The organism is Coprococcus phoceensis, from assembly GCF_900104635.1.
In the GTDB taxonomy this organism is placed as follows: Bacteria; Bacillota; Clostridia; order Lachnospirales; family Lachnospiraceae; genus Faecalimonas; species Faecalimonas phoceensis.
Genome location: NZ_FNWC01000007.1, coordinates 2137046 through 2162077 on the forward strand (window position 1 = coordinate 2137046; position 25032 = coordinate 2162077).

Genomic DNA, 25032 nt, shown 5'->3' on the forward strand with positions numbered 1-25032 from the left:
AAACAGGGTGCCTCAAAAACATGGAGCACCCTATCACAAATACAAAATAAACAAAATTAATTATCGGATGATACGTACCAAAGTTATCTTTCCCCATTTTGATCCATCCAGCTTGTCCCCAGATCGCTTCCCAAATCACAGGTATAATTCCACTGGATTTCATCTCCTTCCTGAACTATATATCTGCTGCAGCCATAGTTTGGATACCACCCATTGACATTGTACATCCAGCCGGAATTCTGGCCGCAGTCAAACTCATACAGATTATTGATCGCTTCTATATAATTACTGTTGAACAGCGGATTGAAGGAATATTCCATATGCACACGGTTATTTTTCGTTTCACGGAGAAGGACATCAAAGACACTCTCTCCTTCATAAAACGTCACTTTTCTTGTCGCATAGATCACTCCGTCAGAAGGGATCAGTTTTTCTTTCCCTTCTGTCAGATTTTCCATATTGTCAAGAATCGTTGCACAGGAAATGGTGAGATAGCAGGTCTGTTTCTTGCTTTTGTCAATTGTGATTTCTCCTGGTTCCACCGGATTTTGCATTCCTTCCGGAACAGGATTTGTCTGATATTGATCCTGTCCACTTCCGGTCCCATCGCTGTATGTAACATTGCTGTTGCTATTTCCGCTTGCTGCTCTGGATGATTTTTTCTCCTCATATTTGGAATAGTCAACTTCCCCGCCTTGTATCTTGTCTACGTCATAGTATTCTTCTTCCTTAGAAGTCTCACTTTTATCCGTATCCTTTTGACCGGAGGCATCATCCTCCATCCATGCATCTGAATCCTTCTGCTTATTTTCATTCTGCACTGTATTAGTAAGCGTTGTCTTTCCACAGCCTGTCGCTACACTGCTCATCAACACAGCGATCAAAAGCAGCCCTATGACCCTTTTCACTTTATGCTTCATCACCATCTCTGTCCCTTCTACGTCTCTTTTTTAGAGTGAACGAATATCCAAGTCCCGATACAACCACTGCGCATGCAATGAGCGCCCCGACAATATATGGCACAGACAAGGATTTCGTCTCTTCTTTTGTCCCCTGAAGAATAATCTCATCTGTATCGGCATCAATAAAATTGTCTTTTTCTTTTGTATCATCCTTCAGTGACTTTGTACTCGCCCTCTTATCGATGAAATACGCTCCGCCTTTTTCAATCAGAAATTTTGTCTGTCCATCTTTTACTTCCACCTTCTGCACATACTCCGCCTTCTGTTCCTTTGGATTATAATACAAAAGTAAATACTCTCCGTCTTCTTTTTCTACCGGCACTTCCACCTGTATAACTCCAGGAAATGTTCCTGATTGTTCAAAATACAGCACAGCCGGATGTTCCGAGAGCTGTTTGATCTCATCATCATATGGACTTGTACGTTTCAGTTCAATATTGATCTCTTTCTCTTCCTTGATATCTTTTCCATTCAATGTGAATGTGTACGTCGTTCCATCGGTCATTTTTCCTTCCATCTGAAGGTTCTTATCCTGATCTTTGACACGGGCAAGTTCTGACTTTGCAACAACATTGTCTTTCACTTCTGCTTTTACAGTTTTACTGTCATCTTTCTTGGATGTCGCCTGTGCTTTTGCAGTCGTCTTTTTATTCGACGTCTCCTTTACCTGCTCTGCTATTTCCTGAAGATTTTTGGTTCCTGTAAACACAGGCTCGATTGTTCCTGCATTCTCCGGCTCACTTTGAATATAATAAGTCCCGCCCTCTGAAATACTGCAGGTGAGATAGCCTCCCAAGACAGTTGCGGTTCCTGCTTTAACAGACTTTCCATTCTCCTGTTTATAAAGCACATAATCTTTGCTCGTAAATCCGCTGCACTTGATACTTAGGTCGATATTTCCCGGAAGTGTTCCGCTCTCCTCAGTTGTAAAAAAGTATTTCCCATCTTTCTTTTCGCTTGTCACTCCGGCTTTCATATCCGCAGGTTCATAATTGTTCGCACCTCTCAGTGTGAGTGTATAATTCCAGGTCTCATATACATAATCGATACTAGAGTCTTTCACATTTGTAAAAATCTCTTTTGCCAAAATTCCATTCTGCAATTTTTTTACGATTGTATCTGCCTGCAGCAAATCCGCTCTGTGTTCTACATATTCAAGATTCTCTTTTGGGATACTCTCGTATATTTTCAGTAGTTCTGCAATTTTTTCAGCATCTTTTAAGGTAACTGCCAGTGGATTGATTTCATTCCATATCTGTTCATCGAGACTCTCTACTACCTTTATCTGCTCCGAGATTTCCTCTAGTTTCTCTTGCAATCGGCCGCGAAATTCCTCTTTTTCTGCAAACTTTTTCATCTGATCCAATTCGCTGATCAATGCATACACTGTCTGCTGATCTTTGATTCTGATTTGTGCCGGAAGCACCTCAAGTTTTGCCCGAAAACGTGCAATATTTTCCGCAGTCTCTTCCTCCTCGTCGCCGCCGTTTTGCACATCAGTCATATCATATAATGTATTTTTTCCGTTTACAGCCCGGTTATATGCGACAAGTGCCATCGTGCCCTGATCTGTAGACATCGCATCTGCTGTATTCTCCTGTGGAGTATGCTTGAACGCACCGTCACTTAACTGATAGCTCAGGAGATAATCTAATACAGATTTACCATTTTTTATAAATGCTTCATCCGATAAAAGTTCTACATTCAATGTTGAAAGTGCGATTACAGTTTGGGCTGCACTTTCCAGATTCTCAGTTCCAAAACTTGCAAATCCGCCATTTTCGTCCTGCATCGTACTCAATGTCTGAAGCGCTTTTTCAACCGCGGTTTCAACCCCGCTGTTTTTCTCATAATATGGAGCAAGCGCCTGAATTGCCATCGCAGTCATATCCGGATCAGACTTCGTTCCACTTAACGCCCATCCTCCATCACTCAACTGTTTATCCAGTATCTGTTGAATCAGCTTTTCCCTTGTCGTCTGCTCCAGCCCTTTTCCCAAATCTTCTTCTGTAAGCTTTGGAATCTCATAGTTCTTCGAATCCAGCGCAAGCAACGCATAAATCGTACCGTTGACTCCCTGCCAGTTTACCTGTTTGAAGTTTGCAAGCGGATACAGCATGTTATATCCGTTGACATCCGAAGGATCCACCCCGATTGCCGTAAGCGCCAGCACTACTCTCGAATATTCTGTATATTTTCGTTTGTCCAGAACACCTTGGTTTTCCTCCAATGTCCGATACAAATTTGCCAGATAATTCTTTTTTGTCTCCTCCGGCAGATTCCCATACCTTGCCATTGCAAGCACAGACCATTCTCCGCCCAAAGTGTTAACGACCGGGTTCGTCACATGAGTCTTCAGATAATTTGCTGCTTTGTCAAGACTTGCTTGCATATCTTGGTCTGCAATTTCATTTTCTGAAACTTCCACTGTCCCCTGAAAAAGAGTCTCCTCCGACTCTTTTTCATACAGCGCCGTTGATTCTCCCCCGGTTCCTCCTAGAATAACTTCTTCTTCGATTTCAAAATCCGCTGCACGAACAGGCATTGGGCTGCCTGCTGCAATCACCGCAGCAAGCATCAATGCTATTATTCTAACATTTCTTTTTTTCATTTTTATTTTCCTTGTCTTTTCTTTTTGACTACAACAACTGCAGTAATCACAACCGCGCATGCTGCAATCAGGTATACCAGGTACTCTATCTTTACACTGTCACCGGTTTTTACAGTTCCTGTCTGGCTGTTGCCGGAGCCATCTGCTGAACTTAATTTGTCTGTTGTACTTGTTCCGTCTCCTGCCATATCCGTCACAACACCAAAATCGCCTAATTGTGTCACTTTCACAGCAATATAACCATCTGTAACAGTTCCGCTAAGTTTCTTCACTTCTCCGCCGGTATATAGTAATACATCCATTGTATTTCCATTATATTTTTTACCGACCGGAAGACTCAGCTTCGCTGTATCCGATAACGCAACTTCTTTTCCATCCTGACGAAGTTCTACATGATACAGTGCAAATACTCCTTTGCTTGACGGAATGGCTTTTCGAATCTCATCTACCGCCGCATCGTCTTTTGTCAATTTGGAGACAACAAGCTGCATGTCTTTTGTCAATTCTTTTCCTGTAAGACTCACTCCATACTGTGTATCTGTGAGTGTAATTTCTTCTTTTTCAGGCTCTTGTGGGTCTGGTTTTTCCGGATCTGGATTCTGTGAATCGTCCTCGTACTTTACAGTCACCTGATATGTCACTTTTGCATCCGGTTCCACTGGTGTCGTGTAGCTTACCGGAACCGAAGTGATGTTTACAATAGTCCCTTCTTCTACCGGAATCGCTGCTCCATAACGGTATTCGTTTCCATTTGACTGGATTGTGATTTTGTCATAGCGGTTAAAGCTTTCCGGTGCAAATGACACTTGCTTTGTATCTTTCGGAATTGTCAGTGTATATTCATATACATCTCTGCTGTATTGTGGAGCAAGTTCACCTGTATTAATTCCAAGTGATTTTAATTCTCCTGTAACATCCGTTGTGTCTGTCAAATCGTTTCCATAGTCGAGGGAATATTCCATTGTAACGATATCCCCATCTGCAAATTTTCCGTTTGCAACCGTAAAGTTACCTGCCCCATCATCTGTGAACCATCCGTTTAATGTTACAAACCAGCCACTCTTTTCACCACGCTCAAGCTGTTCCAAGCCATCAATTCCGGTCACATATGTTTTGTTCGAATCAAATGAAATTTCGATATTATTTTCCACACATGCACGCTCGATCGCATCAAGCATTGTATCGTCTTCATAAATAGACACTTTTACATTGTCTAAAATCACACCTTTTGCTTCCGGCCAGTCTTTTCCTTCCGGAGTCGAAACCATGTCCTGAACACTTACTGTCACAGTCCCAACCGGTGTTTTTTCCGGCTCTTCTAAAGATTTTACCGTAATTGTATATGTAACTCCATCTTTTAGCCCCAACAAGCTCATAAAGCTCGTCGGTGTTGATGTGATTTTAATTTCAGTTCCCTCTGATACCGGAATGGCGTCTCCATAGCGGTATGATTTGTCCCCCACACGAATCGCAACGTTATTATATCTGTTAAAGCTCTCCGGTCGGAACGAGACCTCCGTTGTATCCTTCGGAACTGTCAAAGTATATTTGTATACATCCCGCTTATATTCCGGCGATAAATCCCCTGTGTTGTTTCCAAGTGATTTTAGTTCTCCTGTTACATCTGTTGTATCTGTCAAATCACTTCCATAGTTCGTTGTATATTCCAACGTAATGACATCTCCATCTGCAAATGTCCCGTCTGCCACTGTAAATGATGCAAACCCTTTGTCTGTAAACCAACCGTTTAAAGTTCCCATCCAACCGCTTGCCGCTCCGCGGTCAAACTCCTCCAGGCCATCCACAGCCGTAATGTATGTCTTTGACGCATTCAAAGAAATCTTGATTCCATTTTCTTCGCACGCACGCACGATCGCATCCATCATCGAATCATCTTCATAGATAGACACATTCGTATTTTTCAAAATCACACCTTTTGCTTCCGGCCAGTCTTCCCCATCCGGTGTCGGAATCATATCCTGAATGCTTACTGTCACTGTTCCAACCGGTGTTTTTTCCGGCTGTTCACTCTTTTCTTTCACTGTCACTTCACAAGTTGCTGTCTTTTCCCCCGCTTTTGCTGTGATAACAGCTTTTCCTGCGCTCACTGCATTTAGCACGCCATCTTGATCTACTATGACAACATCTGTATGATCACTGCTCCACTCCACTGTCTGATTTGTTGCATCCGCCGGTGTCACAGTAGCCTGCAGAGATGATACATCTCCAACCTGTAGCTCTAATGTTTCCTGATCTAACGTAATGTTTTCAACCGGAACATCTTTTTTAACCGACACAGTAAAGCTTGGCAGTGTCGAAAACCAGTCTTTCAATACAGGTGCATTTAAGTTTGGTTCCCCTGAGCCATTTGCAGTAATATCTGCTCCGAGAGGACTTCCCCACCATTCAGAAAAAATTCCGTTTTGACTTGTGAATGTATACTCTCCTGCTTCCTCGAAGGTTACATCAAAATCATTGTTCGTCGCAAGATCCCACTGTTGACACTGACCTTTAAACTCGCCTAATGTCTCATTGCTGTAAGAAAGATATGTTGCATCGGATTTTCCCCATGCACTGTTCGATGTCCAGACCGGATTATAAATCGTAGCCAGCTTATACACTGGCATTGTCACACCGCGGAAACTGATATTTGCTGTGTCACCAGGCTCTAATGCCGCATCTGGATTCGTCTTATTCTCTACATTGATCTCAATAAATCTTGCATCAACGACACGATACAGCGATTTTACATTACCATCCGCATCTGTCGCTTCAATCCCGATGATATTACTCCGGTTTTCTAAGTTTGCAGTATATGTATTTCCATCTCCTTGGATTTCCAAACCATTCAATGTCACTTTTAAAGATTCAGCGCCGTCTGCCGATACCTCAAAAGTAAACGGAACCGTATCGCCTTCATTATAATAAATGGTATCATAATGACGCCAATTCTGCAGCTTTTCACTGCAGTTAATCGTAGCTGTCCCTGTCTCTCCCACTGTAAATACCGCATATGCTGTGTTCACAGGCGAGATTGCTCCCCATGTTTTTCCACCATATTCAACTGCATCATAGGTTACCTTCACTACTGACGTCCCTGGTTTTTCCGCTGTCACAACTGCTTTTTCAGTGGAACTTTCTGTATCCAGCGAAATGCTGTCGCCTTTGATGATCTCAAAATGAAATACCGGTCTCTGAACGTCATTTGCAACTGCATTGGAGATAATCTGTTCTACTCTCCAAGGCCGTAAATTTGTGGTATCCCCAACCTGCATTTCTTTTTGCTGATATTGCAGCCAGATGTCATTCTCAAAATCATCATAGACCTTTGCCTCTGTCTGAACACCTAAATATTCTTCACTGCCTGTCTGCACATTCTCTGCAATACTGTTCAACGGATATTGAACAACTACAGAGACAACCATCAACATCGCAAGCATAATGCTCACAACTTTATTGTGCCATTTTTTTCTGTTTCTTATCATTTTCCATTCTCCTATCTCTTTTTTTCAGATGAATGTTTTCTTCTTTCTGCCCTCCTTTTCTTTTTGTCTCGTCCCTTCTTTGTACATAAAAGCAGCCTTTCTGTTCTGAAAGACTGCTTTTTTACTCACATACAGTGATTCCAAATCTGCACATAATTATGCCTATGCAATCACCAAAAGAAACATTCTTTCCAACCTAAAAACATTCTTTCCTATATACGGCAGGTCTCCTGGCTTCGCATCTTTCTTTGAAAACACCTTCTCAACATTATTCTGTCAATGGCCTATTGTCTCATCGTCCGCGTTACAGTAGAGGTGACTGCTCCGGTTTTTCACCGGATTCCCTTTTCATGCTTTTGTATCATTCAAAAGCAACCGCATACATTTTCACTCTTTTTTCATTTTTATTGTATACGACTCTTTCTGATACTTCTAGTTATTTTTTTGGATTTTTGAAATTTTTTTATTTACGTTCTTTCTTTTGCATGTCATCACGGATTTTCAAAGCCTCATCTGGATAATTCGTAATGACTGCCTCCAGTTCATTCTGAATAAAAAAACGCATATCTTGCGCATCGTTTACTGTCCACACACGGATCTTACACCCACTTTCTTTATACCTTTCCATAAAATCAGCCATTTTCAAATGATACACCGCCGGATGTAATCCACAAACCCCAGTTCCTTTTGCGTAATTTTCCACATTCAGAATTACATCGCTGTACAAATATGCAGTTTCTGCCTTTTGATCCAATTCCTTTATTTTCTGTACACTATAATGGTTAAACGAAGAATAAATTACCCGCTTGTGCATCTCGCGGTTTTTCACAATCTCAAGTACCTTTTCTTCTAAGCCTAAATACCAATAGATTCCCGTTTTCAATTCAATATTCACTTCCATTTTGCTTGCTTTTACCAATTCCAGCACTTCTTTCAGTGTAGGGATTGAAATATTCTCATATCCCTCCATATGATTATCGAACGAAAACTTCCTCAATTGAACCAGTGTGTAATCTTTTACCAGGCCCTTCCCATTACTTACACGATCAATCACCTCATCGTGGATTACAACGACTTCTCCGTCTTTTGTCAGCTGTACATCCAACTCAATTCCATCTGCTCCCATCTCCATCGCAAGAGCAAATGCCTCCAATGTATTCTCCGGCGCATATCCGCTGGCTCCTCTATGTGCAAATATTTTTGTCATCATTTTTCATCTCCAATTCACTTTTCAGATAACATTAGAATACACCATCTTTTTCACTCATGCAAATCTTACACCGCCAATATAAACGGCTTTTTTTCCACCGTAAAAACCGGCAGTCTGACGCCATAGATTTCTTCTAACAGTTCTTCCGTCAAAATTTCCTCCGGAACTCCCTGTCCAATCATTTTTCCTTCTTTCATCGCAAGTATCTCATCGCTATAATACAATGCCTGATTGATATCATGCAGCACCATGACAATGGTAAGCCCATATTCCTCATTCAGTCTGCGCACCAATTGTAATATCTGTATCTGATACCGCACATCCAAATAGGTCGTCGGCTCATCTAAAAGCAGAAGCTCTGTATCCTGTGCGAGTGCCATCGCAATCCACACCCGCTGCCTTTGTCCCCCAGACAGCTTTGAGACCGGACGGTTTCGATATTTTTCTGTGCGTGTCACCTCCATCGCCCATTCTACTCTTTCCACGTCTTTTTCGCTCATCTTAAAGCTTCCGGTTCTTCGATGGGGAATTCTCCCGTAGCCGATCAGCTTCTCCACGCTCAAATCTGCCGGTGCCGTATGATACTGGTGCACAATCGCAGCTTTTTTTGCCAGATCCTTAAGTTTCATATTCCGAAGATTTTCACCATAAAGACAAATTTCCCCTTGATCAGGCTTTAAATTCCTTGTCAGCAGTTGGAACAATGTAGATTTTCCACAGCCATTCGCACCGATCAGAGTTGTGATCTTCCCCTTCTGCAGTGAAAATGACATTTCCTGAAGTACCTGATGCTCTCCATAAGAAAAAGAAAGATTCTGCACTTCATAAATCAATTTCTGCTCATTCATAGTTCTGTCTTTGACCTCCTTAATAATAAAATAAAACTTGGTCCTCCAATCACTGCCATAACTACCGCCGCATTAATCTCGTATGGATACGCAATCGTACGCCCGATCGTGTCGGCGAGCAATAGCGTAAATGCCCCGAGAAGCATCGTGTAAGGAATGAGTACCTTATGACTGTTTCCGACCAGCAGCCTTGCAATATGTGGCACTAAAAGTCCCAGAAAACTGATGCTTCCAACTACCGCAGTACTGATTGATGCCAAAAGTACAGCTGCTGCAGACACTATAAGACGCACCGCATTGACTCGAATTCCAAGTGAGCGGATTGTCTGATCTTCCAATCCAAGAATATCGCATTTTAACGCTAAAAAGACAGCCAAAACAAGCCCAATCACTGCATAGATGAAAAGCATCCGAAAATCCTCCCATGTTTTCATCGTAATATTCCCGTTCACGATACTAGCTGCCCCACTATAATTCGCTCCCATCATGCTTTCTCCGGCGGACATCAGCCCAGTAAAAAATGCATTCACCGCCACACCGGTCAAAATCACCCTGAGAGGACTCAAATCCCCCTTCCAGGAAAGCAGATACACAAGTCCACACGCAAAGACACCTCCTAAAAACGCAAATACAGGAACCGCCAGATACAGTGATGGCGCAAATGCCGTCACAAGCACTGCCGCCATTCCTGCGCCGGAGCTAATTCCCATGATTCCCGGATCTGCCAGCGGATTTTTCATTACCGCCTGAAGCATGACACCTGATACAGCTACCGACGCGCCGGCGAGCATCGCAATCAAAATTCTCGGAAATCGCAGTGAATATATCGTAGCGACTGTCTCATCATACGCTACAAACAATCCTCTCAAAATCTGTTCCGGAGATGCTTTTAAGCTTCCCGTATTAACAGCAACAAGGAACAGCACAATCAATGCTGCTCCCGTAATCAGAAATGAAATTATTTTTCTTTTTATGCTAATCAATTTGTTCCCTCCTGATACAAAAATGTTTCCAGTTCTTTTAGCGCCTCCTCATATTGGAAATTTGCACTCATCCCAAACTTTTCATTATCCAGGTCATATACTCTCGCATTTTGCACCGCCTCAAAATGTTTCCAAATATCATTCGTCGCAAACTCTTCCGCAAACATTTTTTTCACCTGCTCCGGAAGCGCATGAGAAGTCCGAAGGATGATATCAGGTGCTTTCTCTACCATATCTTCCGGATTGATATTCAGAAAATCCTGCCCGTTGCCATCTCCGTATACATTGACACCTCCGGCAAGCTTTACAAGACTTCCGACATAACTGCTTTCTGTTGCCACCACATAAGATCCCGGCAGCCCCATCAATATGAGCACCGTAGGAGCCTCCTGCTCATTATGCTTTTGTGCGAAATCGTTCTTAAAATCCTCGAATTCCTGATGAAGCTTCTCTGCCTCTTCTTCTTTTCCCAGCATCTTTCCTAATGCAAGAATCGATTCATACATTCCTTCTGTACTTTTCAGATCCAAAAAATAACTTTCAACTCCTATATTTTCATACTGGGACTTTAATTCTCCTTCCAGAGAATTCGGACTTAAAACGATATCCGGTTTTAACGACTTTATGATTTCCATATCGGGAGCCATCGGAGAACCGACGCTTTCTGCATTTTCATAGCGTTTCGGAATAGAATAACTGTCCGTTTTCGGAACTCCGACAACGCCTTCTACTTCCAGTTTGTCAAGAATCTCACAAGTCGCCACCGAAGTCGCCACAATCCGCTTTTCTTTTGTATCATTGTCTGCACTTTGATTTCCTGACTGATCCACACATCCGGTCAAAAACAGTGCGGATAACAAGGCTGCAATCAACTTTATCTTTTTCATTTCTTATTTCCTTTTCTTTACGAACACAACCAAAGAACCTATCACAAGCACAATGACAGCTCCGACTGCAATCTGTCCAACCGGCACTTTATTTGTATTTGTTTTTTCTGTCACCTGTTCTTCATCTGTAGTCTGCTCTTCATCTGCCACCTGCGGCTCTTCTTCAGTCTGTGGCTCTTCTTCAGTCTGCGGCTCTTCTGCCGATATCATCTCACTTACAAACTTTCCTGTCCCTGCCTGTGCAGATGCCATATCCAGTTTCACAAAGAACTGTACGTCTCTTCCCATCGGTTCTACATACAAGATTGGACTGATATAATTATCTGCCGAATCCACCTCAAACCGATAGTGATTGCACGTATCTCCATCTCTTTCACAACTTCCGGTCTGTGTAATTTCCACATCTCGATAAGTTCCGTCTGTTTCCTGTATCTGCATACGTACATCACTCACATTTGACATCAGACCAATTCCAAGCGTAACATACGTTTTCCCCTGAGACTGTTCTACCAGCGCACTGTCCTCCACAATACTCTCACACATACTGTCTCCAAGCGCAATGTTCGTCCCGCCATCTACGGTCTGTCCCGTCTCCGGATTTGCATAGGATGTTGTTCTCCCTACCGTATAAGCTCCATCTTCCATCGCATAAACAGGAACAGGGGCAGCCGCAATCGCAGCTGCCATTCCCAATCCCAAAACAATTTGCTTTAATCGTTTCATCTTATTTCGCCTGTCTCTTTCTGTAAACCATTGTCATCACACCGGCGGCTGCTGCTATAAGCATAACAACCGGAATTGCCGCATAATTATCATAGTCTCCTGTCTTTGGTGCACTTGACGCTCCATAGCTGCTTCCAGATGCAGGAGTTGTCACCTTAACAGTAGTGTCATTCGCATCTTCAGAAACTAATTTCAGCGCTGAGTAATCAATGCGAAGTCTTGCTTCAATATCCTGGTGTCCCATGATCGCCACATGCGGATTCACTTTTACATTCAGATATTCCTGTGTATGAGGAAGTACAAATGAGAAACAAGTCGGATTTCCAGAAGCATTTTTCTCCTCCACAGTAGCACTCGTATAATTTCCGTTGGCATCAGCCACTTTTAATTCCTGAAGGCTCGCTTCAATGTTTCCATATGTCATGGATTTTGTGTAAATATACATTGTCTTCACGCCATTTTTCACAACGATTCTTGCGGTGCTGTTCAAAGACTGCGCCGCCATAGACGCCTGATCTTTTGTCGCATGCCACAGCCATACAGGAACTTCATAAATACCATCTTTCAAATTGTCTTTATCCAGCGTTGTGCTTCCTGCATTTTGACTCGTGTTATTGCTTGTGTTATCGTTTGTATTATTATTCGTGTTATTGTTTGTGTTGTTATTGTTATTACCACTGTTATTGTCTGAGGTTGTCTTTTCTTTCAAGCCTTTGACTGCCACCTCAATGTCCGCTGCCATCTGATCTACTTTATTCTGCTCATTTTGTTTCAGACCGCGCACGACTGTCTGCAATGCATTTTGAAGCGCCTTCACAGTTCCGTCTGTATATTTTGTCAAGTCTTTCGGAATTGACGCAATCGCTGCATCCACTTTGCTGTAATCTGCTTCCGGAAGATCACTTACCAACTGCAATTTCCCTTTTAAATCTTTTAAAGAAGCAATCATCTCATTGACTTCTGCTGCCGATGCTCCGCCATTTGCAAGCAATCCTTCTGCTTCCTTCATTTTCGCCTCAAACGCGCTCCATGAATCTTCTGTATAATCTTCTTTCACAAGATCTTCATAAGATTTCAAGAGATCACTCAGTGCACTTGTATCCACCTGTGCATTCGCAAAATCCAATGTCAGTGTCACAACCGTCGGATATGGATTCCCTCCACCCATCAAATTGTTCATAAAATCTACTGTAATCTTCAATTCACACACACCATCGTCAGAAGGTGTAATCGGAAATTGCATTTTTTCCGGCACTTCTATGTTTGTAATTGCTGCCGGATTTCCAAATGTTGTAGAAGACTGCTCTGTCTTGTAAGAGAGATATTCCGCACCCTCTACAGTCAAAACATTCGCATGATATTCTCCCATCATGTTGATTACCATGTGATTGTTTTCAACAGTTGCTGTCATATTTCCTTCCCCGTCTACAGTCACCTTGGCACTCTCTCCAAACGCTTTGTTGAACGCCTCATTTACCGCAGCAATCGGCGCTTTGCTCTTGAGCGATGTAATCGGCACCACATAATCTCCTGCCTCTAGTTTTTCAGCAGCTTTTACCGTATTTACTTGTGTCAAACTAAATGTACACACCGCAGCCATCGCAAGCGCGGCCATTCTTCTCACCATTGATTTCATGGTCTTATGCTTCATTTTTCATATCCTCCTTTTTATTATGTTGCCTTCAACTATCATTTATTAGATTAAACTAACCAGTAGGCATTAAAAAAAGCAACTTAAATTGCTGAACTGACTATATCACACTTCTTTTCGAAAGAAAAATCTTTTTTTGTTGCACTGCGCAACAAACCGCGTTCTTCTTCCTTTTTTTTACTTTAAATCATAATTTCTTTTTTGTTGCAACTCGCAACTTTTTTACGCAATATATACGGCAAACAAAAGCTCTTTCGCATCGTCCCCATCAAAAATCTGAATCCAGATTCTTCCTGAAAGCATCCTTCCTTTTTCGCCTGCAATGCTCTGAAACCGGATTTTGTCTGCCCGAAAAGCCAGCAATTTCCCCTGTCTTTCCATCTCACACCATGCTTGTCCATCCCAATATGCAAACTCATATTCCCGATACTCCTCCAGCATCCGCAGATACAATTTTCCATTTTTATTCTGTATATTTAAAATACAAGGATTTTCAAACCGCTCATTCCACACTGAGACTTCATGCTCCCGATGCAGCTCCTTCTGAAAAATGGTAAACGGAATCGGATAATTTCCATCCGGATATCGTCTGCTGAGCCTCTCTCCGTCAAATTCCATTCCTTCCCGAAATCCGTATTTTACCCGCTTTGCAATTTCTTCTTTTTTCAGAGCTTCCAACGTCTCCTCTTTGCAGTAGGACGCAATCGTCACAGCATCTTCCCTCGCCACCTCCTGCGAAACCCCGGTACTCAGCAGATGACCGATAACAAGTTCTACTTTCTGACTGTACGCTTCCGCCGCCATCTTTCCCTTTTTCGTAAGTATCGGTTTTCTCCGATTACTTTTATCAATTAAACCTTCCTTTTCCAAAACAGTCAGCACACGGCTGACTGCATACTTTTCCTCTCCAAGCGTCACCGCAAGGTTCGTCACGTTCCACTGTTCTTTTTGATTTTGAAAACAGATCAAAGTTTTTACTTTTAATATGTTCATGCAATTATTCCCCTACCAATGTTGTATCACGAACTGTCTCTATTTTCGTAAAGAAGTAGACATATTTAAAAATAATAAGGAACACAATAAATATTCTTCCATAAAGATTGCTCATCGCAATCATTGCTAAAATCAGCATTGCTGATGCCGGAAGCAGAATACAAAATTTTGTTTTCAAAGTCATGGCACGATTTTTTACAAAACTGTCTAAATGCTTCTGATACAGTTTTGTTCCGGTAAACCACTTGTGAAATCGTTCAGAACCTTTTGCCAGACAAAAAGATGCCAATAAAAGAAATGGGGTTGTCGGAAGTACCGGAAGTGCCACTCCGATCATTCCAATCCCCATTGCTAAAAAACCGATTACAAGCCAAAGAATTTTGATTGGATTCTTTCTCATGATAAATTCCTTTCTCTACACAGTTTCTATTTTCTACCAATAATTAGTTTTAACTAACCGTTTAGAGAATAACAAATTTTCACTTATTTGTCAATCCAATATTCCATCCTGTTTTTCTTCTGTCCATTCCAAAAATGTTCCCGAATTAGCATCTATTTCAAAATCATATTCCATTCCTTCATAGCTCAATTCTCCTTCATATTTATAAACGCCGTCATCATACTCCTGCTCAATTCGAATATTGCTGTCCGTCGCCCCTTGTACACGGTCAAGCACCAACTGCTTTGCCTGCTCTATGCTGATCTCTGTTGTCTTTTCTGAACCTGTCTGCGTATCATCCTGCACTGCAGCGGACTGTGTATTTTGAACATTGTTATTTTGTTCAATCTCTTTGTCCAGAATTTTTCCATTTGAGGCTGCAATCTCATAATTATACTGATAATCCGCCTCCACAAAACCGATTTCATATACAAGTCTTCCATCGTCCCTGTCTTTTAACACATGTACCCGTTCTACATCACTCTCCGAAATTCCCGCATCCTCATATGCAATTTTCTTGGCCTCACCTGCTCCGATATCTTTTTGATTCCATACTGCATATGCCGATATTCCTCCAATCAACAAAACTGCCGCCGTTCCTCCTGCAATCATTCCAATATATCTTTTCTTCATAAGTCATGTCTCCTTTCTTTTTCCATCTTGCTTCGATATGGTTAGTATACCCACAAAAGATTAAAGAAAGATTAAAATTTCTGCAATTCATTCAAAAATATTTATATTTTTCACCTTTCAGGGAACACATACGTAAATGTTGTTCCCTCTCCAGGCACACTTTCCACCTGTATGTTTCCGCCATGTACTTCCACGATCCACTTCACCATAGCAAGACCAAGTCCTGAATGGTTCCCGCCTGTGCGCGCTGCATCCACGCGGTAAAACCGCTCCCAAATGTGTGAAAGATGCTCCTTTGCAATCCCGATTCCATCATCTTTCACGGTTCCACACAAGCCTTCTGCGCCTCGTGTCAGCGTCACTTCGATAGTCCCTCCCTCTTTTCCATATGCCGTCGCATTGGAGAGTAAATTGTCCATCATTCGGATATAAAGTGTCTCATCCAGCTTTGCATATAATTCCGGTTCGATCTTCGTCTGAATCGTGATATCACGTTCTGTTGCGAGTATCTGTTGTTCCTCCACGATCATCTCCACAAGTTCGCTTACATTCACTTCTTCCAAATGAAGTTTTAGCCTTCCCTGATCTGCTCTTGAAAGCATCAGCAGATGTGAGATCAGCTCTGCGATTGTCCGCGCCTTTTTCTGTATGACCATAATCTGTCCCCGCTGTTTTTCGTTAAAGCTTTCTTCTTCCAGACACGACTCACACTGTGCCAAAATAACGCTGACAGGTGTTCGCAGCTCATGTGACACATCAGATGTAAATTGTTTTTCCCTTTGGAATACCTTCTCCAGTTCCTCCAACATCTCATCAAATGTCTGTGCCAAATATGCAATCTCATCCCGATTCTTTCTTCCATCTTCTTTATATAATCCAACTCGTCTTGACAAATCTGCATCGTGACGGATTTCCTGCACAGTCTCTGTGATCGTTTTCACCGGAAGCAACGTTCGTCTCGTCATCCGGTATACTAAAATTCCGACCAGCAGAGCCGTCAACGGAAGCAGAATCACCGCAACCCGAATTGTGATAAGAAAGCTTTCCTCCGCATCGGTAACTGACGTAAGTCCACGAATATAGACAGTGTTTTCTTTCATTTGAAGCTTGAGATCATAGACATACCACTCGCGCTTCCCATCTTTGACTTTTTGCACCTCTCCATTTGAGAAATCAATCTGCTCCGTAAATCCTGACGGCCGCTTTCCATATAAAAAATACGCATTTTCATCGTATAATGCCAAATACACATTATCCTCTATCTGATAAAAATCCGAATCCACTTCCAATTGTCCATCTTCCCACTCGACTTCATCCATACTCTCCTGAACCCGGTTCTTCAGTTTCATCTGTGTAGATGCCAACACCTCCCGGTTACTGATTGAAAACAAAACCGCAAAGATGAATCCAATGACAAAAACCATACAAGCGGTATACAAAAGTGTTAATTTTACTTTTAATGATACTTTTTTCATCCATTCACCCTCAGCACATATCCTGCTCCCCGCACGGTATGGATCAGTTTTGGTTCAAATCCTTCATCAATCTTCTTGCGCAGATACCGGATATATACATCCACCACGTTAGAGCTGCCCATATAATCATAATTCCAAAGATGTTGCTCCAATTTTTCTCTGGAAAGCACGATTCCTTCATTCTGTACCATATATCTAAGCAATGCAAATTCCTTACTGGAAAGTGCAATCTCTTTTCCGTTTCGCAGTACCTGATGCGTATCCACATGCACTTCCAGACCGCCGACTTCATAGCAGGTCTTCTGCACAGCAGCGGTTTTTCGCACAAGCACACGGACTCTTGCCAATAATTCTTCAAACGCAAATGGTTTCACAAGGTAATCATTCGCCCCTGCATCTAACCCTTTTACCCGATCTTCCACACTGTCTTTCGCCGTCAAAAGCAAAACCGGTGTATTTTCATTTTTGTTTCGCATCTTTCTTAGGACTGACAGTCCGTCTAACTTTGGCATCATAATATCCAAAATTACTGCATCATAAGGTGCTGCTGCAAGATAGTCAAGCGCCTCCTCTCCGTCAAAGCACGAATCTACACTGTAGTGCTCTTTTTTCAGACGTTCTGTGATAATTTGATTCAGATCTCTCTCATCTTCCGCGATTAAAATGCGCATAAAATCCACCTTCCCTTCTTCACATCTTACTCAGATATCCCAGAGTATACTCTCTCGATATGCATCGCAAGATATCCTACTTCCATCTTCTCCAGTCGAATCGCGCACTCTTTTTCAATATCCTGACAGACTAACCTGCCTAAGCGAAATGCTTCCGGATGGTTCTGTTGCATATAATCGTTCAGATCCAGTTTGATGCTTTCTTTCTTGATTGCCCGTATGATCATGTATTTTACATGATTCATCAGCCTGTTATAAGAAAGTGATCTCACGTCAATCTGCTTTCCGGTCTCCTGCTCCAATATTTTGACACATTCCCGAACTGCTCTTGCCATCTGCATTGCCATCGACACATTCTCATCTTCAATCGCCGAATGGATATGGAGCGCTACGTAACCGATCTCATGACTATCAATCTCCACAGAAAGCCGTTCCTTGAGAATCTCTTTTAACTTGGAGGCAACCTGATATTCGCTGCCAAACAGCGCTCGGATATCTTCTGTCAATGGATTGCTGATCTGCTCTCCATGTCTGATTCGCTCTACCGCAAAAGAAATATGGTCTGCCAGCGGGAACAAGATTCTTCTGTCGATACGTCCGAATTTTTCTTCTGCTTCTACAAGAATCGCATTGGCAATTTCCAAATACTCTGGAGCGATACTTTTTGCCAGCTCTTTCGCGCTGCCACGTTCTGTATCCTCTCTCAGAGAATACCTCGCACATCCGTCTGGCGCTTCGAACCTCTCACTGATTTTCTTTCCAAAGCCAATCCCTTTTCCCAACAGTACATATTCTATATTTTCTTCCATATTAATCGCTATCACACCGTTATTATTTAAGACTTTGCTCACTCTGTACATGATATTCCCCCAGATTTTTTCTTCTGATACTAGGGTAACAAAATCCACGAAAAAAGTAAAGCGGACCTTTCCGGTCCGCTTGAAACTTTTTATTTCCGTTACTGTTCACTATTTTTCGTAACAATCCACTGCAAACAATGGCTCTCCTGCTTTCACCTCACCCTCGGCAAGCAGTCTCACTTTCTGGTTTTCTTTCAGATCTGTGCAAAGAACCGGCGAGCAAAGAGACGGTGCATGCTCTGTCAGATATGAGACATCTATTTTCATCAACAGATCTCCTTTTTTCACACTCTGACCATTTTCAACAAACACTTCAAATCCCTGTCCATTCAGTGCAACCGTATCGATTCCGATATGCAAAAGCATCTCAAGACCTGAGTCCGTCTGGAATCCAAGCGCATGTTTTGTTTCAAATACAAATGCAACCACACCATCTTCCGGCGCCACGATTTCTGCCTCTGTCGGGGTCACACCTGCACCGTCTCCCATCATCTTTCCTGCAAATCCTTCGTCCGGTATCTCTGCTACTTCCACCGCTTTCCCGGTAATCGGACTTGATATGATGATTGTCTCTGTCACTTTTCCTTCGTCTTTGACTGTTTTCTCTGTCACAGCGTTCTCCTCGGAAGAAGATCTCTCAATCACCTCTTCTGTCTCTTCCAAGCTATCATCCGCTGTTTCCAGATAATCTTCCAGATTCGCCTTGATCACAGTCACCTGTGGTCCATAAATGATCTGCACTCCCTGACCTTTTTTTACGATTCCTCTGGAACCACTCTGTTTTAAAATATCCTCATTTACTTTTCCTGCATCTTCGACTGTAATACGAAGTCTTGTCGCACAGCAATCCACATCACTGATATTAGCCTTTCCACCAAGTCCCTTTGTGATAAGTGCACTCACCGGATCCATATGTGCCTCATTTGATGTCGTCTGATTCCCTTCTTTTCTTGCATTTACATCTGCTTTTGTGTACAGTTTTGTCTCTGCATCCTCATCTTCACGTCCCGGTGTCTTAAAGTTGAACTTCTTGATCATAAACGTGAAAATCGCATAGTATAAAATAAAGTAAATAATTCCAACCGGAATGACTCTCATCCAGCTTGTCTTTTCATTTCCCTGTAAAATTCCAAACAGGAAGAAATCAAGGAATCCTCCTGAAAATGTAAGTCCTACCGCAATATTCAGCATATGCGCCACCATATACGCAGAACCTGCCAGGATGACCTGAACAACGAACAACGCCGGCGCCACGAATAAGAATGAAAATTCCAACGGCTCTGTGATACCCGTCAGCATACATGCCAATGCTGCTGAGAGCAGTAATCCGCCTGCCGCTTTTCTTTTTTCCGGTTTTGCACAGCGGTACATCGCAAGCGCAGCGCCCGGAAGTCCAAAGATCATAAATATAAATTCACCTGAGAAATATCTGGTTGCATCTGCACTGAAGTGTGCGATATTCGCCGAATCCGCCAATTGGGCAAAGAAGATATTCTGACCTCCCTGCACAACCTGTCCAGCCACCTCCATACTTCCGCCGACACCTGTCTGCCAAAACGGCATATAAAACACATGATGCAGTCCAAACGGAATCAAGGCACGCTTAATAATACCAAAAATCAAAGTTCCCGCATATCCGCTTCCTGTAACCAGCCCTCCAAGCGCATAGATGCCATTCTGAACCGGCGGCCACACAAAATACATACCAATTCCAACAAACATATATACAATTGTAGAGATAATCGGAACAAATCTGGAACCTCCAAAAAATGACAATGCATTCGGAAGTGCGATTTTGTGGAAACGGTTATGGAGCGCCGCAACACCAAGTCCGACAATGATACCCCCAAATACACCCATCTGAAGAGACTGTATTCCACATACAGATGCGATTGTTCCTTCCAGCACATCTTTGGCAATCTGCCCATCCGCTGTAATTTCCCCTGTTACTACCAGCATACCATTGATTGCCACATTCATAACAAAATATGCAATTAATGCAGATAATGCCGCAACCTCTTTTTCTTTTTTTGCCATTCCAATTGCAACACCAACCGCAAAAATCAATGGCAGATTATCAAACACCGCACTTCCGACCTTATTCATGATCGTAAGCAGTGCATGGAGCACTGTCCCGTCTCCTAATATTTTCTGAAGTCCGTATGTGGCAATTGTTGTCTCATTTGTAAACGAACTTCCGATTCCAAGCAGCAGACCCGCCACCGGAAGAATTGCAATCGGAAGCATAAAAGATCTTCCGATTCTCTGTAAAATACCAAAAATCTTGTCCTTCACCTTTCTTTTCCCCTTTCTTGTTGACTCGTTTGGCTCTTATGAAGATACTTTGGAGTTTTACATGTATTTATGCAACAAAAAAGCATTAACCTACAAAAACATCCAAAATAACGTTCATGTAAGGTTAATGCCTGCCGTACAGTTACACACCCAATATGCCTACATTATAAGTTCTTCATCGGGAAATGTCAATTTATTTTTTCTCACTGTTCCCACTCTGCCCTATAAAAGTTAGCTCGCTTTCTAAAAATTTAATATTTCAAATCCAACACAAAAGGTATATTTCGATTTATACTAGCATACAGGAGGGATTTTATTATGGAAAAGAAACACTTATTTTCACTCAGAAGCTTACCAATCGGAAAGATTTTACTTCTCTTTTTGCTAATTTATATTGCGCTGCTTGCCATTCCATATATTCAACACAAGAATGTCTCTGTATCTTATCAGAAAAAGTTCGCAAAACAGTCATTTTACAGTGATACTGCCGGTACGGAACGGGTTGCATATATCAATGACAACACAGATGCCTTATTGTACCGATTACATATGCTTGACGAGGCAAAAGACGAAATCATCCTCTCTACTTTTGATTTTAATGCGGACAAATCAGGGCAGGATATGATGGCATCTCTGCTGCACGCTGCTGACCGTGGCGTCTCGGTTCGCATTCTCGTTGACGGGATCAGCGGATTTTTAGATGTAAAACGAAATTCCTGGTTTCAGGCACTTGCCTCGCACGAAAACGTATCCATTCGCATTTACAATCCTATAAATCTTTTAAAACCTTGGAACTTACAGGCAAGGATGCATGACAAATACGTCATTGTCGACCAGAAAATGTATCTGCTCGGCGGAAGAAATACGACAAATTTATTTCTCGGCGACTACTCCAGGTCCAAAAATATTGATCGTGAATTATTTGTCTATGAGACGGCAGAAAACGACTCTTCCTCCATTCGCCAGCTCACTGACTATTTTGAATCTGTCTGGGCTCTTTCTGACAGCAAAGAATATACATGCAAAAAAATGACCAAAAAGATTCAAAGCTGTAAAGCAAAACTAGAAAATCGGTACACTTCTCTAAAAGAAAAATATCCGGACGCTTACAGTACATGGGACTATGAAGCACTCACACTGCACACAAATAAAGTATCTTTGCTCTCCAATCCAATCAAGTCCGAAAACAAAGAGCCGTGGATGTGGTATTCTCTTCATCAGCTCATGATGCAAGGCGAACAGGTGCGTATCTACACTCCTTATATTATTTGCGGAAAAGAAATGTATCAGGATCTGACAGAACTTCACGAAAAGAACATTCCGGTGGAGATCATCACAAATGATGTGGCAAGCGGTGCAAATCCTTGGGGATGCACAGATTATCTGAACCAGAAAAAAAACATCTGGGAAACCGGCGCCCGCGTCTATGAATTTATGGGAGCTCATTCCTGTCACACAAAAGCTGTTTTGATTGATGACCGCATGAGCATTGTCGGCTCTTATAATATGGATATGCGAAGCACCTATCAGGACACCGAACTGATGCTTGCAGTGGACTGCCCGGAGTTAAATTCCATCATCCAAACTGAAATGGAACGCGACAAAACATACAGCAAAACAATGGGAAATGACGGAGAATATGATTACGGTGAAAACTATCACTCCAAAGATTTGAGTTTTGGAAAAAAGATCTTCTATGCCATACTGCGTGTGATAACCATTCCACTTCGAAGATTCTTGTAACACACAATGGTTTGTTTTGTTAATGTTGTATAATTTTATTTGTTAAAACATAGACAAATGCCTCCTGTTTTTGTCTATATTACCGTTTTTTTACAAGTAGTCTCTATATACTTGACCATTTTTATCCAGTATTATATAGTAAATACAACCCGAACAGGATTGGGCGAAATGACTCAGGAGGTATGTATTTTATGCTGTTTACAAAAGAATGTGATTATGCGATCCGAATTATGAGAGCGCTCTCAGACGGAGAACTTGTCAGTGTCTCCAATATCTGTGCAGCAGAGCAGCTTCCTTCTGCAATGACATACAAAATTACCAGAAAACTGGAAAAACAGGGTCTTTTAAAAAGTTGCCGCGGCACAAATGGCGGATATTGTCTGAACCGGACATTATCTGAGATTTCTCTCTATGACATCTGTGCCGCCGTAGACCCTGACATTCTGCTTTTAGAGTGTATGAAAGACGGCTATCACTGTTCTATGAACAATCAGCAAAAACCATGTCTGGTACATCGGGAATTCTGCCGCCTGCAATCCATGCTTTTGCAGGAGATGCGTCAGAAATCTTTATCTGAATTATTTTTCGGATAATTTGTATACTCGAAAAATGTGCCAGGCATATTTTTCAGGCCTAATCTTTACTATTTTAGTCAAGTTTAAAAGGAGGATTTTATCATGAATCAATGTTATGGATGTACAACTTGCAAAAGCGCCGATAAACCTTTAGAAGGATTTATCCGTTCGCTCCCAGTGGAAACTTCTCATCACCGTGTGGAGGGTCAGAGTACCAAATGTGGCTTTGGTCTTCAAGGTGTCTGTTGCCGTCTCTGCTCTAACGGGCCTTGCCGTATCACTCCGGAGGCTCCAAGAGGTATCTGCGGCGCCAACGCAGACACGATCGTCACCCGAAACTTTTTAAGAGCAGTCGCTTCCGGCAGCGGATGTTATATACATATTGTTGAAAATACCGCATTGAATTTGAAAAAAACAGCTCAGATCCGCGGTGAATTAAAAGGATTGAAATCTTTGGATCATCTTGCTGAATTATTCGGTATCACAGATGAGGATATCTATGTGAAAGCTGAGAAAGTCGCCGACTCCGTTCTTGCTGATTTATATAAGCCTGAATATGTATCCGCTGAATTGATTGAAAAAATCGCATATGCTCCGCGCATCAAGCGCTGGAAAGAACTCGGTATCATGCCAGGCGGTGCAAAAGCAGAAGTTTTCAAAGGTGTGGTTAAATGTTCCACAAACTTAAACTCTGACCCTGTCGATATGCTCACTGACTGTCTAAAACTTGGAATTTCAACAGGCGTATACGGACTGACACTGACCAACCTTCTCAATGACGTACTTCTTGGTCAGCCAGAACTTCGTCTTGCTCCGGTCGGACTTCGTGTCATTGATCCGGATTACATCAATATCATGATCACCGGACATCAGCATACGATTTTTGTCGATCTGCAGGAAAAACTCATCTCCGAAGAGGCAAAAAAGAAAGCTTTGGCAGCCGGCGCAAAAGGGTTCAAGTTGGTTGGATGTACCTGTGTGGGACAGGATCTACAACTCCGTGGCGCTCATTATACAGAAGTATTCGACGGACATGCCGGTAATAACTACACAAGCGAAGCAATTCTCGCAACCGGAGCAATTGATGCAGTTTTGTCCGAATTCAACTGTACACTTCCGGGTATCGAGCCAATCTGTGACGAGCTGAAGATCAAACAGATTTGTCTGGATGATGTAGCGAAAAAAGCAAATGCAGAACTGATGCCATTTGAATTTGAACACCGCGCAGAACAAAGTGATCTCATCATCGATAAAATTGTGGAAGCTTACAAAGAAAGACGAGGATGCGTTCCGCTCAATCTGATGGAAGAGCATGGAAATGACCATACGTTAACCGGTGTAAGCGAAGGCTCCTTAAAATCCTTCCTCGGTGGGAAATGGACTCCTCTCATTGAACTGCTCGCAGCAGGTGAGATTAAGGGAATTGCCGGTGTCGTAGGCTGCTCAAACTTAACAGCCGGCGGACACGATGTCTTAAGCGTGGAACTTACAAAAGAATTGATTTCGCGCGATATTCTTGTTCTGACAGCCGGATGTTCTTCAGGAGGAATCGAAAACTGTGGCCTGATGACACCGGAGGCTGCCGAATTAGCCGGACCTCGCCTGCGTGCAGTCTGTCAGAAACTGAATATTCCGCCTGTTTTGAATTTTGGTCCTTGCCTTGCAATCGGACGTCTTGAAATTGTTGCGACAGAGATTGCCGCAGAACTTGGTGTTGACCTTCCTCAGCTCCCGCTCGTTCTGTCTGCCGCTCAATGGCTGGAAGAGCAGGCACTGGCTGACGGATGTTTCGGATTGGCTCTCGGTCTTCCGCTTCACCTTGGACTTCCTCCATTTGTAACCGGAAGCAAGACTGCCGTGAAGGTTCTGACAGAGGATATGAAAGAACTGACCGGCGGACAGGTGATTATCAACGATGACGCAAAAGCCTCTGCCGATATTTTGGAACAGATCATTTTAGAAAAACGTCAGGGCTTACAGATATAGGA

At 42.5% G+C, this 25032-nt stretch carries 19 protein-coding genes and 1 riboswitch; of the genes, 3 read left to right on the plus strand and 16 right to left on the minus strand.

Annotation, left to right across the window (positions count from 1 at the left end; genetic code table 11):
• Nucleotides 1–83: 83 nt before the first annotated feature.
• The 16 genes from BQ5364_RS13900 to BQ5364_RS13975 all read right to left on the minus strand — a co-directional run bounded on the left by BQ5364_RS13900 (nucleotide 84) and on the right by BQ5364_RS13975 (nucleotide 20726).
• On the minus strand, nucleotides 84–926 hold the full coding sequence (locus BQ5364_RS13900) for a DUF4430 domain-containing protein (protein WP_071144484.1): 843 nt from the start codon (nucleotides 924–926) through the stop codon (nucleotides 84–86).
• A complete protein-coding gene (locus tag BQ5364_RS13905; protein ID WP_004613491.1) occupies nucleotides 910–3573 on the minus strand; it encodes a prenyltransferase/squalene oxidase repeat-containing protein in 2664 nt (887 codons plus the stop codon). Before BQ5364_RS13905 ends, BQ5364_RS13900 begins: the two co-directional genes overlap by 17 nt.
• A 2-nt stretch (nucleotides 3574–3575) precedes the next feature.
• Nucleotides 3576–7058, minus strand: coding sequence for a DUF4430 domain-containing protein (locus tag BQ5364_RS13910; protein ID WP_071144485.1), 3483 nt, complete (start codon nucleotides 7056–7058; stop codon nucleotides 3576–3578).
• A 203-nt stretch (nucleotides 7059–7261) separates the two neighbouring features.
• Nucleotides 7262–7453, minus strand: a riboswitch (cobalamin riboswitch).
• A gap of 68 nt (nucleotides 7454–7521) precedes the next feature.
• The gene (locus BQ5364_RS13915) at nucleotides 7522–8265 is read right to left on the minus strand and encodes a glycerophosphodiester phosphodiesterase (RefSeq protein WP_044987585.1); all 744 of its coding nucleotides are present in this window, start codon (nucleotides 8263–8265) and stop codon (nucleotides 7522–7524) included.
• A 68-nt stretch (nucleotides 8266–8333) separates the two neighbouring features.
• Nucleotides 8334–9116: an ABC transporter ATP-binding protein gene (locus tag BQ5364_RS13920; protein WP_004613488.1), complete on the minus strand. Its 783-nt coding sequence runs from the start codon at nucleotides 9114–9116 to the stop codon at nucleotides 8334–8336.
• Nucleotides 9113–10099, minus strand: coding sequence for a FecCD family ABC transporter permease (locus BQ5364_RS13925; RefSeq protein WP_022251006.1), 987 nt, complete (start codon nucleotides 10097–10099; stop codon nucleotides 9113–9115). The genes BQ5364_RS13920 and BQ5364_RS13925 overlap by 4 nt, the downstream gene beginning before the upstream one ends.
• Nucleotides 10096–10986 (minus strand): heme ABC transporter substrate-binding protein IsdE, encoded by an 891-nt coding sequence (isdE, locus tag BQ5364_RS13930; RefSeq protein ID WP_004613486.1) that lies wholly within the window; start codon nucleotides 10984–10986, stop codon nucleotides 10096–10098. The genes BQ5364_RS13925 and isdE overlap by 4 nt, the downstream gene beginning before the upstream one ends.
• Before the next feature lie 3 nt (nucleotides 10987–10989).
• Nucleotides 10990–11709 carry a heme-binding Shp domain-containing protein gene (locus BQ5364_RS13935; RefSeq protein WP_004613485.1) on the minus strand — a complete coding sequence of 240 codons (720 nt, stop codon included), beginning with the start codon at nucleotides 11707–11709 and terminating at the stop codon, nucleotides 10990–10992.
• A gap of 1 nt (nucleotide 11710) precedes the next feature.
• Nucleotides 11711–13360 carry an NEAT domain-containing protein gene (locus BQ5364_RS13940; RefSeq protein ID WP_004613484.1) on the minus strand — a complete coding sequence of 550 codons (1650 nt, stop codon included), beginning with the start codon at nucleotides 13358–13360 and terminating at the stop codon, nucleotides 11711–11713.
• Nucleotides 13361–13582: 222 nt separating this feature from the next.
• Nucleotides 13583–14353, minus strand: a complete 771-nt coding sequence (locus BQ5364_RS13945; protein ID WP_004613483.1) for a MarR family transcriptional regulator — start codon at nucleotides 14351–14353, stop codon at nucleotides 13583–13585.
• Between the two features lie 4 nt (nucleotides 14354–14357).
• Entirely contained in the window at nucleotides 14358–14753 is a 396-nt protein-coding gene (locus tag BQ5364_RS13950) for a YbaN family protein (RefSeq protein WP_004613482.1), read from the minus strand.
• A 90-nt stretch (nucleotides 14754–14843) separates the two neighbouring features.
• Nucleotides 14844–15425 (minus strand): PepSY domain-containing protein, encoded by a 582-nt coding sequence (locus tag BQ5364_RS13955; RefSeq protein ID WP_004613481.1) that lies wholly within the window; start codon nucleotides 15423–15425, stop codon nucleotides 14844–14846.
• A gap of 110 nt (nucleotides 15426–15535) precedes the next feature.
• Entirely contained in the window at nucleotides 15536–16900 is a 1365-nt protein-coding gene (locus tag BQ5364_RS13960) for a sensor histidine kinase (RefSeq protein ID WP_071144486.1), read from the minus strand.
• Nucleotides 16897–17571 carry a response regulator transcription factor gene (locus tag BQ5364_RS13965; protein ID WP_004613479.1) on the minus strand — a complete coding sequence of 225 codons (675 nt, stop codon included), beginning with the start codon at nucleotides 17569–17571 and terminating at the stop codon, nucleotides 16897–16899. Before BQ5364_RS13965 ends, BQ5364_RS13960 begins: the two co-directional genes overlap by 4 nt.
• A gap of 26 nt (nucleotides 17572–17597) precedes the next feature.
• Nucleotides 17598–18431, minus strand: coding sequence for a PRD domain-containing protein (locus BQ5364_RS13970; protein ID WP_022251003.1), 834 nt, complete (start codon nucleotides 18429–18431; stop codon nucleotides 17598–17600).
• Between the two features lie 108 nt (nucleotides 18432–18539).
• Nucleotides 18540–20726 carry a PTS sugar transporter subunit IIABC gene (locus BQ5364_RS13975; protein ID WP_004613477.1) on the minus strand — a complete coding sequence of 729 codons (2187 nt, stop codon included), beginning with the start codon at nucleotides 20724–20726 and terminating at the stop codon, nucleotides 18540–18542.
• A 318-nt stretch (nucleotides 20727–21044) separates the two neighbouring features.
• Between BQ5364_RS13975 and BQ5364_RS13980 the strand changes: the two genes are divergently transcribed.
• The 3 genes from BQ5364_RS13980 (at nucleotide 21045) to cooS (ending at nucleotide 25030) form a co-directional block, all read left to right on the plus strand.
• Nucleotides 21045–22469 (plus strand): phospholipase D family protein, encoded by a 1425-nt coding sequence (locus BQ5364_RS13980; RefSeq protein ID WP_071144487.1) that lies wholly within the window; start codon nucleotides 21045–21047, stop codon nucleotides 22467–22469.
• Between the two features lie 191 nt (nucleotides 22470–22660).
• Nucleotides 22661–23062 (plus strand): RrF2 family transcriptional regulator, encoded by a 402-nt coding sequence (locus tag BQ5364_RS13985; RefSeq protein WP_022251000.1) that lies wholly within the window; start codon nucleotides 22661–22663, stop codon nucleotides 23060–23062.
• Nucleotides 23063–23146: 84 nt separating this feature from the next.
• The gene (gene cooS, locus BQ5364_RS13990) at nucleotides 23147–25030 is read left to right on the plus strand and encodes an anaerobic carbon-monoxide dehydrogenase catalytic subunit (protein ID WP_004613474.1); all 1884 of its coding nucleotides are present in this window, start codon (nucleotides 23147–23149) and stop codon (nucleotides 25028–25030) included.
• Nucleotides 25031–25032 lie beyond the last annotated feature (2 nt).

What these genes read in the sequence shown, in the direction of transcription:
- BQ5364_RS13915 (WP_044987585.1), bottom strand. Translation starts at nt 8,265, where the DNA reads ATGACAAAAATATTTGCACATAGAGGAGCCAGCGGATATGCGCCGGAG.
- BQ5364_RS13950 (WP_004613482.1), bottom strand. Translation starts at nt 14,753, where the DNA reads ATGAGAAAGAATCCAATCAAAATTCTTTGGCTTGTAATCGGTTTTTTA.
- BQ5364_RS13955 (WP_004613481.1), bottom strand. Translation starts at nt 15,425, where the DNA reads ATGAAGAAAAGATATATTGGAATGATTGCAGGAGGAACGGCGGCAGTT.
- BQ5364_RS13900 (WP_071144484.1), bottom strand. Translation starts at nt 926, where the DNA reads ATGGTGATGAAGCATAAAGTGAAAAGGGTCATAGGGCTGCTTTTGATC.
- BQ5364_RS13905 (WP_004613491.1), bottom strand. Translation starts at nt 3,573, where the DNA reads ATGAAAAAAAGAAATGTTAGAATAATAGCATTGATGCTTGCTGCGGTG.
- BQ5364_RS13935 (WP_004613485.1), bottom strand. Translation starts at nt 11,709, where the DNA reads ATGAAACGATTAAAGCAAATTGTTTTGGGATTGGGAATGGCAGCTGCG.
- BQ5364_RS13965 (WP_004613479.1), bottom strand. Translation starts at nt 17,571, where the DNA reads ATGCGCATTTTAATCGCGGAAGATGAGAGAGATCTGAATCAAATTATC.
- cooS (WP_004613474.1), top strand. Translation starts at nt 23,147, where the DNA reads ATGAATCAATGTTATGGATGTACAACTTGCAAAAGCGCCGATAAACCT.
- BQ5364_RS13985 (WP_022251000.1), top strand. Translation starts at nt 22,661, where the DNA reads ATGCTGTTTACAAAAGAATGTGATTATGCGATCCGAATTATGAGAGCG.
- BQ5364_RS13910 (WP_071144485.1), bottom strand. Translation starts at nt 7,058, where the DNA reads ATGATAAGAAACAGAAAAAAATGGCACAATAAAGTTGTGAGCATTATG.
- isdE (WP_004613486.1), bottom strand. Translation starts at nt 10,986, where the DNA reads ATGAAAAAGATAAAGTTGATTGCAGCCTTGTTATCCGCACTGTTTTTG.
- BQ5364_RS13980 (WP_071144487.1), top strand. Translation starts at nt 21,045, where the DNA reads ATGGAAAAGAAACACTTATTTTCACTCAGAAGCTTACCAATCGGAAAG.
- BQ5364_RS13920 (WP_004613488.1), bottom strand. Translation starts at nt 9,116, where the DNA reads ATGAATGAGCAGAAATTGATTTATGAAGTGCAGAATCTTTCTTTTTCT.
- BQ5364_RS13970 (WP_022251003.1), bottom strand. Translation starts at nt 18,431, where the DNA reads ATGTACAGAGTGAGCAAAGTCTTAAATAATAACGGTGTGATAGCGATT.
- BQ5364_RS13940 (WP_004613484.1), bottom strand. Translation starts at nt 13,360, where the DNA reads ATGAAGCATAAGACCATGAAATCAATGGTGAGAAGAATGGCCGCGCTT.
- BQ5364_RS13945 (WP_004613483.1), bottom strand. Translation starts at nt 14,353, where the DNA reads ATGAACATATTAAAAGTAAAAACTTTGATCTGTTTTCAAAATCAAAAA.
- BQ5364_RS13960 (WP_071144486.1), bottom strand. Translation starts at nt 16,900, where the DNA reads ATGAAAAAAGTATCATTAAAAGTAAAATTAACACTTTTGTATACCGCT.